The sequence below is a fragment of the Providencia sp. Marseille-Q8014 genome, assembly GCF_965112055.1.
The window spans coordinates 1,133,882-1,147,324 of record NZ_CBCOPT010000001.1 but is presented as its reverse complement, the minus strand read 5'-3'; the positions used below and the strand labels follow the sequence as shown (position 1 = coordinate 1,147,324).

The 13,443-nt window shown below is 39.1% G+C and carries 11 protein-coding genes; 9 read left to right on the top strand and 2 right to left on the bottom strand.

The genetic code is table 11. The features are described 5' to 3' along the window. Positions 1 to 723 precede the first annotated feature (723 nt). The 6 genes from ACWPW6_RS04965 to ACWPW6_RS04940 all read left to right on the top strand — a co-directional run bounded on the left by ACWPW6_RS04965 (position 724) and on the right by ACWPW6_RS04940 (position 6,221). Positions 724 to 1,473, top strand: a complete 750-nt coding sequence (locus tag ACWPW6_RS04965) for an SDR family oxidoreductase (RefSeq protein ID WP_250000089.1) — start codon at positions 724 to 726, stop codon at positions 1,471 to 1,473. Between the two features lie 98 nt (positions 1,474 to 1,571). Next, a complete protein-coding gene (locus ACWPW6_RS04960; protein WP_250000086.1) occupies positions 1,572 to 1,736 on the top strand; it encodes a replication initiation protein in 165 nt (54 codons plus the stop codon). Between the two features lie 529 nt (positions 1,737 to 2,265). Next, the gene (gene gltS / locus ACWPW6_RS04955) at positions 2,266 to 3,471 is read left to right on the top strand and encodes a sodium/glutamate symporter (protein WP_247047740.1); all 1,206 of its coding nucleotides are present in this window, start codon (positions 2,266 to 2,268) and stop codon (positions 3,469 to 3,471) included. Between the two features lie 188 nt (positions 3,472 to 3,659). Further along, a complete protein-coding gene (locus ACWPW6_RS04950) occupies positions 3,660 to 4,565 on the top strand; it encodes a LysR family transcriptional regulator (protein ID WP_154623289.1) in 906 nt (301 codons plus the stop codon). Positions 4,566 to 4,621: 56 nt separating this feature from the next. After that, positions 4,622 to 5,863 (top strand): D-amino acid dehydrogenase, encoded by a 1,242-nt coding sequence (locus ACWPW6_RS04945; protein WP_247047739.1) that lies wholly within the window; start codon positions 4,622 to 4,624, stop codon positions 5,861 to 5,863. Between the two features lie 7 nt (positions 5,864 to 5,870). Then, entirely contained in the window at positions 5,871 to 6,221 is a 351-nt protein-coding gene (locus tag ACWPW6_RS04940; RefSeq protein ID WP_250000083.1) for a RidA family protein, read from the top strand. A 180-nt stretch (positions 6,222 to 6,401) separates the two neighbouring features. Here ACWPW6_RS04940 and ACWPW6_RS04935 read toward each other — a convergent pair whose 3' ends face one another. Continuing rightward, on the bottom strand, positions 6,402 to 6,671 hold the full coding sequence (locus tag ACWPW6_RS04935; protein WP_154635558.1) for a YdgH/BhsA/McbA family protein: 270 nt from the start codon (positions 6,669 to 6,671) through the stop codon (positions 6,402 to 6,404). Positions 6,672 to 6,949: 278 nt separating this feature from the next. Here ACWPW6_RS04935 and ACWPW6_RS04930 point away from each other — a divergent pair, with 278 nt between their 5' ends. The 3 genes from ACWPW6_RS04930 (at position 6,950) to miaE (ending at position 12,322) form a co-directional block, all read left to right on the top strand. After that, positions 6,950 to 8,605, top strand: coding sequence for an alpha-keto acid decarboxylase family protein (locus ACWPW6_RS04930; protein WP_250000081.1), 1,656 nt, complete (start codon positions 6,950 to 6,952; stop codon positions 8,603 to 8,605). Between the two features lie 389 nt (positions 8,606 to 8,994). Next, on the top strand, positions 8,995 to 11,559 hold the full coding sequence (gene mutS, locus ACWPW6_RS04925; protein ID WP_154622358.1) for a DNA mismatch repair protein MutS: 2,565 nt from the start codon (positions 8,995 to 8,997) through the stop codon (positions 11,557 to 11,559). Between the two features lies 1 nt (position 11,560). Further along, a complete protein-coding gene (gene miaE, locus ACWPW6_RS04920; RefSeq protein ID WP_163860788.1) occupies positions 11,561 to 12,322 on the top strand; it encodes a tRNA isopentenyl-2-thiomethyl-A-37 hydroxylase MiaE in 762 nt (253 codons plus the stop codon). A gap of 95 nt (positions 12,323 to 12,417) precedes the next feature. Here miaE and rpoS read toward each other — a convergent pair whose 3' ends face one another. Then, a complete protein-coding gene (gene rpoS, locus ACWPW6_RS04915) occupies positions 12,418 to 13,404 on the bottom strand; it encodes an RNA polymerase sigma factor RpoS (RefSeq protein WP_154622360.1) in 987 nt (328 codons plus the stop codon). Between the last annotated feature and the right edge of the window lie 39 nt (positions 13,405 to 13,443).

The following is a 13,443-nucleotide window of genomic DNA, read 5'->3' as shown; positions in this document are numbered from 1 at the left end:
CAGTGGACGGCTTATCGGCATTATTTTTGACCTGAGTTCGCAAAAAATCACCTTTCTGCTCACTACTCTCTTCTACATCCCTTTTCTGCTTTTTGCACTGTTAAGCATTCATGCAAGAAAAACGCTGAGCACTGTAATGTAAAAAACTATCTGATGAAGATCTGGGAGCCCAGCAGGTGGCTTGCATCATCTTGAAAGATAAGGTTTATATCATAGTGCTAATTTGCAATGTCCCCTGTTAGCTGATTTACACACAAATAGAGTCATTCATACCGCAATATTTATTGTCTCTAGATACTGGCATGCGGCAGATTTGGTGACTGTTATTTTAGTCACAGACGCTATTACTATACTGATATCGCAGTTTTATCTGGTACCGTTGTTAGCGAAAGTACAACCTGATCAACGAATTACAATTAGAGCGTTGATTTTTGCAGTCTCCTAGATACTGTTTGGGTTCAACGACGCGACAATTCCACTCTGGTAAGGGAGGCTCAGTGACCTTTAGCATTGCGGAGACGATTCTGTTACCTAATATGAGTATTCTGCTCGATCGTTAAAAATAGTAGTGCTTGGACTCTCATTAGAAGCATTTGTTAGTGGCTTATTGCTCGAATTATGGGAAAAGGTAGTTTTTTCGTCATGTCGCTATTTAGCCTGTACATTGTGGCCTTAATGATGACAAATAAGAAAAAAATAAGATTAAAATTAGGTGAATAAAACATGAAAAATAATATTACTTTGATAACTGGCGGCGATCGTGGCATAGGTCGAGCAACAGCAATATATTTAGCAAGCAAAGGCCATAAAGTTTGTATCGGATACCGCGTCCGCAAAGACTGTGCTCATGAAGTTTTAGAAATCATTCGCCATTCAGGAGGTACCGCTATCGCAGTACAGGCTGATATCTCTCAAGAAGAACAAGTTATGATGTTGTTTCAGCAGATCGATAAAGAATTAGGTCCCATTTCAGGGTTAGTTAACAACGCTGGAATAATAATGCTTCAAGCATCAATAGAGCAGTTAGATGCACAGCGTTTAGCCCGAATGTTTGCAACTAATGTCAGTGGTAGTTTTATCTGTGCGCGTGAAGCAGTGAAACGTATGGCGTTTGTTCATGGTGGCCAAGGTGGCGCTATTGTTAATGTTTCTTCTGCCGCATCTCGCCTTGGCTCTCCACATGAATATGTGGACTATGCAGCATCAAAAGGTGCCATCGATACAATGACTATTGGTCTATCTATCGAAGTCGCCGGACAGGGTATTCGCGTCAATGCCGTTCGTCCTGGATTTATTTATACTGACATGCATGCCGATGGTGGTGAGGCAGCCCGAGTCAATCGGATTAAAGATAGTCTACCGATGAAGCGCGGAGGAAAACCAGAAGAGGTTGCCCAAGCTATCGCATGGTTATTATCTGATGAGGCATCTTATGTGACGGGAAGCTTTATCGATTTGGCTGGTGGAAAATAAAAATCAAACAATCCATAGGAAAATATAAAAAGTCCAGTTGAAAAACGCAAAACCTTTACTATTAGTACAGCGAGTTATAAACCTGCATCGAGGTTACTATGTCTAAATTAGTGGTTTTCGCAGCGAATGAACTAACAGTAAGTCGTTACGATCTAACAGAGCATGAAACAAAATTGATTTTGTGTGGTGTGGCGTTACTTAATCCGACAATTGATGCCCCTACTGTACAGTTACACTCGCCTATCAGCAATACGCGCAAATGATTAAATTATCGAACAATAACGTTTATCAGAGATTAAAAAAAACAGAACTAGGAAATTGATGACTCACTTCAAATATTACAGCTATCATATTTTTCTCCGTTGTTTATCTACGAACAGAGTAGTTCAGCCAAAAATAAACGCTTCGATAAGCAACGAAATAAAGGAAAACAACAAGACTGTTTTATGTCACACATCACACTTCTTTAAATTACTCAATATCTTCTTATTACAGCCAACCCACCGTATAAAATTGATGATTATTTATACTTTTTTATTTTTCAATTTATACAGCATTATGTCAAAACCGCATGCGATTAGGCTTATCACGAAATATACCCCATTCCATTTGCCTTAATTTTTTCATATTTACTGTGTGAAATAACCTCTAAATTATCTCTCTATTAACTAAAAGTTATGGATACCCAAACAAAACTCATTGTTAAATATTAGTTAACCAAAGTAATTTAATTTTTCACTAATGTTAAATTTTTATAGTGAAAAATCTGGTAAACTAATAGAGGTAAAAATAATGATCCTAGATGCCAGTTATACATTATTAGTCGCATGTATCGCGCTATTGATTGGGATGTTTGTTGTCAAATTTACCCCATTCCTACAAAAAAACCATATTCCCGAAGCGGTTGTGGGAGGTTTTATTGTTGCTATTATTCTGTTAATCGTTGATAAAACGTCAGGATACACTTTCACTTTTGACTCATCATTACAGAGTTTATTGATGATCGCCTTTTTCTCGTCTATCGGCTTAAGCTCCGACTTTTCTCGGCTGATTAAAGGCGGAAAACCCTTGGTACTACTCACTATTGCTGTAACAATCCTCATTGCTATACAAAATACCGTTGGTATGGGTATGGCTGTTATGATGAATGAAAATCCATTTATTGGATTAATTGCGGGTTCAATTACTTTGACTGGTGGTCATGGTAACGCAGGTGCTTGGGGACCAATTCTAGCGGATAAGTATGGTGTTACGGGCGCGGTAGAACTCGCTATGGCATGCGCAACACTTGGATTAGTTCTCGGTGGACTTGTTGGGGGGCCAGTTGCACGCCACTTATTGAAAAAAGTGACAATCCCTAAGACAACAGAGCAAGAACGTGACACTATCGTTGAGGCTTTTGAGCAACCCAGTGTCCAGAGAAAAATTAACGCCAATAATGTCATTGAAACAATTTCAATGCTGATTATCTGTATCGTCGTTGGTGGTTATATTAGTGCGTTATTTAAAGATACTATCCTACAATTACCGACCTTTGTATGGTGCTTATTCGTAGGTATTATTATCCGTAATATCCTGGCTCATGTATTTAAACATGAAGTATTTGAACCTACTGTCGATGTATTAGGTAGCGTTTCCTTATCACTGTTCTTAGCAATGGCATTAATGTCATTAAAATTTGGACAGTTAGCAAGTATGGCTGGACCTGTATTAATCATCATCGCTGTGCAAACTGTTGTCATGGTATTATTTGCCTGCTTTGTTACCTTCAAAATGATGGGTAAAGATTATGATGCCGCCGTTATTAGTGCTGGTCATTGTGGTTTTGGAATGGGTGCTACGCCAACCGCCATTGCAAATATGCAAACGGTGACAAAAGCATTTGGTCCTTCACATAAAGCCTTTCTCGTTGTCCCTATGGTAGGTGCATTTATTGTGGATATTTCAAACAGTATTTTGATCAAAATATTTATTGAGGTCGGTACTTACTTCACTTAATAATTCGCTTCTCTTTGGTGAGCTTCCCATAGTAAAAAATAGATGAGGAAGTTCACCACTTCGCTTTTTCCTCGCTATAAATTGCACTTATTACCGACAATTCAATAATTCATTGACTCAGTTATCTGATTATTTTTTATTTATCCGTTAGAATGCCTACAAAATGAATAGTAGGTAGGCTACATAGAATGAAATTAAGACATCTTGATATCTTTTATGCTGTAATGACTTGTGGTTCTTTAACTCGTGCAGCGGAAGTTTTGCACATTTCACAGCCAGCTGCCAGTAAAGCGCTAAAACATGCAGAGCAACAATTAGGGTTAGTATTATTTCAACGAATTAGAGGTAAATTATTACCCACGGATGAAGCTTTACTGCTCTTTGATGAAGCAAAAGAAGTTTATCGAAATTTAGATCGCCTAAGAATATTAGCACAAAATTTATCCAAAAACCCTCAAGGGAAATTGGCGATAGGTTGTTTACCAAGCCTTGGTCTGAATTTAGTTCCTGAAGTGACAGCGCTGTTCATAAAAAAACATCCGAACATTAAATTGACAATTGGTACCCACCATACTGTCGATATTATGCAGTTATTAACTCAGCAAGACTTAGATATTGGTATTGGTTTCAATTTATCCATTGAAGGCGGTATTACGGTATTACCTATCGCCGAAATACCACTCGTTTATGTTGATCACCAACAGCACCAAGGGCCGATTTCATTAGCTGATATTGACCAAAATCGCTGGATCCATCCAGGTTCAGACTCTCTTGCTCAATTATTACAGCAATACCATGAATTTTCTGTTTCTAATATTAGCGTACATACTTATCACATGGCCGCTGAGTTTGTTCGTGCTGGATTAGGTTGCAGTATTACGGATATTTTCTCTGCTGAACACACATTACCAAAATCGATGATCCATCCATTGAAAGAGGATCTACATTTAGCCGTTTCAGTATTTCATCGTGCAGATAGGCCCTTGACCAAAGCCGCCCAAAATTATGTAAACACGTTGTCACTGACCCTAGAAAAAAGAAATAAAGTAGTTAACCAAAAGTTATACTCCTGCAATGAAAACTCAATTGTTTAGTTAACTTATTCGCCGTTAAATAATAACTCTCCTGTTATTATTGGTTGCGGATAATTATGAAAAAACATGTGGTGGTGATTGGTGCAGGTGTTATTGGTCTCAGTACCGCATATGCTTTAATAAAAGCGGGTCATGCCGTCACGTTATTAGAATCAGAATCTGATGTCGGCATGCAAACCAGTTTTGCCAATGGTGGGCAACTTAGCTATCGTTATGTTGCACCTTTAGCGGATGCAGGAGTGCCATTACAAGGTTTAAGTTGGATGGGAAAGGATGACTCCCCTTTAAATTTAAAAATTCAATTTTCCCTTCAACAATGGGCGTGGCTAACCCAATTTACCCTCGCTTGTAACCGAAAGACTAATAAAATTAATGGTGCTCACCAGCTTCGCTTATCATTACTCAGCCAAGAAATAATGAATAGTTGGCGAACCAATGGTGATATTGGTGATTTTGCTTGGGAAAAATCAGGGAAGTTAATTATTCACCGCGAACAAAAAAGCTTTAATAAAGCTTGTGAAACTATTGATAGCCAATTTCAAAAAGTATTAACTCCTGCTGAAATTACTGAATTAGAGCCTTCACTAAAGAATATTCAATCACAACTCAAGGGAGCAATTTATGCGCCTGATGATGAAAGTGCTGATTGCTACTTATTCTGTAAAAATTTACTGCAATTCTTATCAACTCAAGCTGATTTTAAACTCTGTTTACAACATGCTGTGCTTTCATTTATTAAAAATAAACAAAGAATCACAGGTGTTATAACTAATCAAGGCACTATTCTTGGTGATGATGTCATTGTTTGTGCAGGTAATGGAAGTAGAGAACTATTACGTCCACTAGGTATTCATGTACCTATGCTTGGTCTAAAGGGATATAGTCTTTCAATTCCCTACCCAGAAAAAGAACACATCGTACCAAAGATTAATGTTACTGATTACGGTAATAAAATTGTTTACGCAAAATTAAATCAACAGCTTCGTATCGCAGCAATGGTAGATATTGGCTATGATAAATTAGGGTTACGTGATAACCGTATTCTTGCGCTAAAAAATATTATAAGCAAAACCTTTCCTGAATTGACGCATCTCGATGATGCCGAAACATGGTGCGGATTGCGCCCATCGACCCCCAAAGGCCCCCCTATGTTAGGTAAAACTGAATACGATAATCTTTGGCTAAATATTGGCCATGGTAGTCTAGGCTTTACATTAGCAGCGGGAAGTGCAGAGATCCTTAATCAATTAATTTCAGGAAAAACTTCACCAATCTTTTTAACTGGATTAACAAGGTAATACAAATATGATAAAGCGTAATAATCCCAAACCACGTTTAGCAGATAGCGTTGAATATGCAGGTTTAGTTTATTTATCAGGGCAGGTTCCAACTGATTTATCTGGTGATATTACCTCTCAAACCCAAGAAGTTCTCGCAAAAATAGAGGCTTTGCTAGCTGCGAGTCATAGTCATAAAACTCGAATCCTTTCTGCTCAAGTATGGATTAAGGATATGAAGCGTGACTTTGCTGCATTTAATACGGTTTGGGAATCTTGGATGCCAGCTGAGTGTAGTCCTGCACGTGCGGCAGTGGAAGCGAATATGGCGAGAGAACAAGTGCTTGTGGAAATTATGGTTATCGCTGCGCAAAATTAATTTTTATTAACAGCAACTGTCCAATTTTACTCACCATTATTAATGAAAACGCCTTTTTATTCTAAAGGCGTTTTTTATTCTCTGAAAAATACGATATACAAAAGAGTTTCTATTCTATATAGAACAACACCATACTATATAGTAAAAATATATATTATTAGATGCGACTACTTATCATTACTATTTTTTGTATAGGCTTGCTGTAACAGAGACATCATTACCGCTTCCTTCAGATTCAATGGAAGTGATAACAAAATATTCGGCCCCTTTCTCATCTGCCTTTTGAGAAATAGCTTTTACATAATCTGCCGATACACCATCGTTCATGACAACATTTACTGTGCCAGCAAATTTTAAATAAAGAGATTTAGTATAATTAATCTCCGTTGCACCAAAAGCGATTGGACTTAATAAGGCTAAAGATAAAAATAAAACCTTCAATCTATTCATCGTCAAGCCATCCTAAAAATTAATTGATTTATATTTTCTAGGACACTAATAAGTTACGTGTTTTTTGTCAATGACACACACCATCATATCTGTACGCTCCTTTCAAGAATAGAAATATTATTAGTACTTAACAAACAAAAGATTACCTCCTAATTTATATTTTACGCTTTATTATATTATTTCATTTATACAACGCGGATCACATCGAATAACTCATATTGAAACCGTCCACAAAAGACTGCTTATTAACCATTATTAAATAATTAATGGAGAGAAAAGTGAAAAAAACAGTTATACAGTATTTATTGTCGCAGCTCTATGATTTAGGTATTAGTGACATTTTTGGTATTGCTGGAGATTATTCATTTCCAATTAATGATGCTGTCTGTGAGCATAACGAACTACGCTGGGTTGGTTGTTGTAATGAATTAAATGCTGCCTATGCCGCAGATGGTTATGCCCGAGTAAAAGGTATCGCTGCACTCTCAACAACATTTGGTGTTGGTGAATTAAGTGCGATTAATGCCATTGCAGGTTCTTATGCCGAATATTTGCCTATTTTTCATCTCGTGGGCATGCCTTCAAGTCGAATGTTACAAAGCCAAAAATTAATTCATCATTCACTCGGCCATAGTGACCATACTCTATTCTATAAAATGTATCAGCCATTGAGCTGTGCACAGGCAATTCTTACCCCTGAAAATTGTGTCGAGGAAGTAAAAAGATTAATTACATGCGCTTTATCTGAGCGTAGGCCTGTTTATATTGGCATTCCAGCCGATTATGCACAAATGGCAATCCATACAGATATGCCATACCCACCAGCGATAAGTATCCCCAACAGTCATCAGGAAAATTTGGCTGTCGTAATTACCGCTATCTTAAATAAGCTGACAAACAGTAAAAAAATAAGTGTACTCCCAGGGATTTTAATTGCGCGTTTAGGGCTCGAAAATGCCGTGTTATCCCTAATCAATAAATCCAATCTGCCTTATGCTTCTATGATTATGGATAAAGGAGTATTAAGTGAAACAACCCCCAATTATATGGGAGCCTACTATGGTAAATTAATGAATCAACATGTTTATGAATATGTTGAAAGTAGTGATTGCATTATGAGTATTGGCGTCATGATGACGGATATGAATACAGGCTGTTTTACCGCGGATATTCCCGTCGAAAACCATATCAGCATTATGCCAGATCATGTCAATATTGGTCCTAATCACTACCCTCACGTTTATATGAAAGATGTGCTTAACGCTTTGCAAAAGCAAATCCCTGTTTTCCATCAAATACCCCCTAGTGTTCAACCTTTAGGTGAGACCCCCGTCACCGATAATGAATTAATATCAGCTGAATACCTCTACTCTCGATTGGAAAAAATGTTTCAAGAGAACGATATTATTATTACTGATACAGGGACGTCATTAATGGGATTACTCTCTGCACAACTTCCGAAAAACGCTCAATTCTATAACCAAGCATTATGGGGGTCTATCGGATGGTCTACTGCCGCTGCATTTGGAGCTGCTTTAGCTGCACCGCATCGTCGGGTCGTATTAATCACAGGAGAAGGTGCACACCAATTAACCGCACAAGAGATCTGTCAGTTTGCCCGTTTTGGATTAAAACCCATCATCTTCATCATTAATAACGATGGATACCTCTTCGAGCGACTCATATGTAAAAATCCCGATGCTTATTTCAATGATATTGCTCAGTGGAATTATGCTCAATTACCTGCGGCACTCGGCTGCCATGATTGGTATTGTCAAAAAGTCACTTGCTGTGATGAACTTGACTTAGCTATTACTCAAGCTGAATCACATGATAGTGCCTCATATATTGAAATCATTACGGGGAAATATGTCGCCCCAGAGCTTGCGCATAAATTGCGCTCTTCATTAGACTCGTTATATTCAGATGAATAAATTTCAACCACTGGTCACGGAAGATAAGCTCACGGGTAAAGTGGCTAATTTTTAAATACACTTAAACATAAAATTTAAGGTTATTACTGGTTAAAAACAGCCATTTTCTCCGAACATTCACGAGAGAGACAACGTACAATTTGAGGTAGAGTCATGCCAAATTGGCACAGACTCTTTTTCTATTAACCTAATTTCTGCGAATCTTTTCCTAAATTTTTACTCATATCCATGTTTGCGGATGAATTTCTAACAAGACGTTATACAATAGGCCAACGCTGAATCACTAATTGGGCTAACTCTGTGATACTGTAACAGTGATAAGTAAAATGCAATCAGGTACTAATACTCGTAAAACTCCATAAACTCATTAAGTAACAACAGACAATGCTATGACTGACAACCAAAATTTCGAATCCCATACACCAATGATGCAGCAGTATTTAAAACTAAAAGCACAACATCCCGATATACTGCTGTTCTATCGTATGGGAGATTTTTACGAGCTTTTCTTTGATGATGCCAAAAAGGCGTCTCAATTATTAGATATTTCACTGACTAAGCGTGGGCAAACTGCGGGTCAGCCTATACCTATGGCGGGAGTTCCGCACCACGCCGCGGAAAACTATTTGGCAAAATTAGTGCAAATGGGTGAATCTGTTGCAATCTGTGAGCAAATAGGCGACCCAGCAACCAGTAAAGGGCCTGTTGAACGAAAAGTTGTACGTATTGTGACCCCAGGAACAATTACTGATGAAGCATTACTGAATGAGCGTCAGGACAATTTACTGGCTGCAATTTGGCAAGAGCCACAGGGTTATGGCTTTGCCACCTTAGATATTACTTCAGGCCGGTTTATGATCAGTGAGATCGATGATGAAGAAGCCTTACAAGCTGAATTACAACGCACTCGTCCTGCTGAGTTACTCTATCCTGAAGACTTTACCAGCATGACTCTGATTGAGAACTGTAAAGGGCTACGTCGTCGTCCTTTATGGGAATTTGAATTAGAGACAGCGAAGCAGCAGTTAGGTCTACAATTCGGCACAAAAGACCTTATTGGTTTTGGTGTTGAAAATGCTTCCAGAGCGCTACGAGCAGCAGGCTGTCTTCTTCAATATGTTAAAGATACGCAACGCACTGCACTGCCCCATATCCGTAGCATTATCATGGAAAGGCAATCCGATAGTGTTATTCTTGACGCGGCAACGCGCCGTAATCTCGAAATCACCCAAAATTTATCGGGTGGAACAGAAAATACATTAGCAGCCATTTTAGACCTATGTGTAACCCCAATGGGGAGTCGTATGCTAAAACGCTGGCTACATACACCGTTACGTCATATTCAAACCCTTAATAATCGTCAACAGGCTATCACGGCGCTACAACAGTGTGGCTTTGAGTTATTACAGCCCCTACTTCGCCAAATTGGTGATTTAGAGCGTGTACTCGCACGATTAGCATTACGTTCAGCTCGTCCCCGTGATTTAGCGCGTATGCGCCACGCTTTTGAGCAATACCACGAAATTCATCAAATTCTCAGCCAATCCAACAGCGAATATTTACAAAGCTTACAAAAACGTATTAATCAGTTTGATGAACTACAAGATCTGTTACAACGCGCTATTATTGATGCCCCCCCAGTGCTCGTACGTGACGGCGGTGTTATTGCCCCCGGCTATAACAGTGAGCTGGATGAGTGGAGAGCGCTTGCTGATGGAGCAACAGATTACCTTGATAGACTGGAAATTCGAGAGAAAGAAAAGCTCGGTATTGATACGCTAAAAGTTGGCTACAATGCGGTGCATGGATATTTTATTCAAGTTAGTCGAGGTCAGAGCCATTTAGTCCCTATTCATTATGTACGCCGCCAAACGCTGAAAAACGCTGAACGGTATATTATTCCCGAATTAAAAGAGTACGAAGACAAAGTACTAACATCGAAAAGCAAAGCATTAGCGATTGAAAAAGCGCTTTACGATGAGCTATTCGATATGCTTTTGCCCCATTTAGCCAATTTGCAAATCAGTGCGGAAGCACTAGCTGAACTAGATGTATTGAACAACTTAGCAGAACGAGCTGAAACGCTTGGCTACACTTGCCCACAACTGACAGATAAACCGGGCATTCATATTACTGAAGGTCGTCACCCTGTCGTAGAGCAAGTACTCAGCGAGCCATTTATCTCTAATCCGCTTTCGCTGTCTCCGCAACGCCGGCTCCTCATCATCACAGGGCCCAATATGGGGGGTAAAAGTACCTATATGCGCCAAACTGCGTTGATTACTTTGCTTGCTTATATTGGTAGCTTTGTTCCCGCGACTAAAGCCGTTATTGGCCCTGTAGACCGTATTTTTACGCGCGTTGGTGCTTCAGATGATTTAGCCTCTGGGCGTTCTACTTTTATGGTTGAAATGACCGAAACCGCTAATATTTTACATAATGCGACTGAACACAGTTTGGTCCTTATGGATGAGATTGGCCGTGGAACATCAACTTACGATGGTCTATCTCTAGCTTGGGCTTGTGCAGAAAATTTAGTCAATCGTATAAAATCGATGACCTTATTTGCAACCCATTATTTTGAATTAACAACACTACCTGAGAAATTAGAAGGTGCTGTTAATATCCATCTAGATGCGATGGAACATGGTGACACCATTGCCTTTATGCATAATGTTCAAGAAGGTGCGGCAAGCAAAAGTTATGGTCTCGCTGTTGCTTCTCTTGCGGGCGTGCCTAAAGAGGTCATTAAACGCGCGAAACAAAAACTTAAAGAGCTAGAGTTCATTTCCAATAATACCAATGCTAGCCATGTTGATAGCGCACAATTAAGCTTTTTAGCGCCTGAAGAACCGTCACCAGTTCTCAGTGCATTAGAGACTATCGACCCTGATAGATTAACACCGAAACAAGCATTAGATTGGTTATATCGTTTAAAGGAAATGGATAAGTAGTATGCAAGATCACGCTGAGCTACTGGCGCCTATCAGCGCGTTTTTACATTGTGAAACGCCTGATAGTTGGGTTAAAAAAGCAAGTGAGCCTGAAAGTTTACCTATACTCTTAAAAGACCACCTTTTATGTGAATTAAAAGCGGCGCAAAGCGCAATGTTTTTGATCCGTAAATATGCCGTTGATAAAGAGAGTGCCGCGACACTGCTTGCTTGGTTTAAACCTTATGAAGACTTTGCCTACGATCGTATAGGAAATGTTGATACTTTAAAGCATAAAAACCAAATATCAAAACAGATCCTAGCAAGAAAACAGTCTCCTTATAGCCAAGATTTAATTGATAAAATGGTACTCTTGATTAAAGAGGAACTTCATCATTTTTATCAAGTGTTAGAAATTATGCACCAACGAAATATTCCTTATGATGGCATAACAGCAAGCCGTTATGCTAAAGGTCTGTTTAGCCATATGAGTGGGCATGAGCCGCAAACATTGGTCGATAAACTGATCATTGGTGCTTATATTGAAGCCCGATCATGTGAACGCTTTGCTAAGCTAGCCCCTTTTTTAGATGATGATTTAGCTAATTTCTACGTCTCATTATTGCGTTCGGAAGCGAGACACTATCAAGATTATCTGCAACTAGCACAATCTATCAGTAAAACAGATATCAGTGACCGCGTTAAAATGTTCGGTATTATCGAAGCACAGCTTATTCTGTCTCCCGATAATGATTTCAAATTTCATAGTGGTGCGCCAATATAAAGCCTAAGGCGACAAACCTCTTTTGACATATTATCCATAAAAAGAAAGCCCTCAGTTTGTCGCTGAGGGCTTTGATAATCTACTGTTAACGATTTTTACATATTAAATAAGGCTTCCAAAGAAAGATCCTCACCTTGTAAAATATCTTTTAACCTTCTTAACCCTTCCACTTGAATCTGACGTACTCTTTCCCGTGTTAATCCAATTTCTCGACCAACCTCTTCCAGCGTTTCTGCCTCATAACCCAATAAACCAAAACGTCGTGCTAATACTTCACGCTGTTTAGGATTCAATTCAAATAACCACTTCACAATGTTTTCTTTTAAGTTGTTATCTTGAATTGTATGTTCTGGGCCTGATTCATTCTCATCAGATAGAACCTCAAGTAAAGATTTTTCAGAATCACCGGCAATAGGCGTATCAACCGAGGTAATACGTTCATTTAAACGTAGCATACGGCTAACATCTTCTACTGGCTTATCTAACTGTTCGGCGATTTCTTCAGCGCTAGGCTCATGATCAAGTTTTTGCGCTAATTCTCGGGCGGTTCGAAGGTAAATATTGAGCTCTTTGACGATATGAATAGGGAGGCGGATGGTTCTGGTTTGATTCATGATGGCACGTTCAATCGTCTGGCGTATCCACCACGTCGCATATGTTGAAAAACGGAAACCTTTTTCAGGATCAAATTTTTCAACTGCGCGAATTAACCCTAGATTACCTTCCTCAATGAGATCAAGTAATGCTAGGCCCCGATTATTATAACGTCGAGAGATCTTAACAACTAAGCGAAGATTACTTTCTATCATGCGTTGACGTGAAGCAATGTCACCACGCAAGGCTCTCCTAGCATAGAAAACTTCTTCTTCAGCTGTCAGGAGCGGAGAGAATCCAATTTCACTGAGATAAATTTGGGTTGCATCCAGAACACGCAAATTCGTGCTCTGGAATAAGTCCATTTCATCGTCTAGTTCTGCAACCAGATCCTCTTCTTTGAATTGACTCTCATCAAAAGCATCATCCATCATGCTGTCGTCGAGGTCATTGTATAACTCGTTAGCTTTCAGCGAACTTTGGCTCATCAGTGACTCCTACCCTTGATAATGAGGACAGAATGTCAT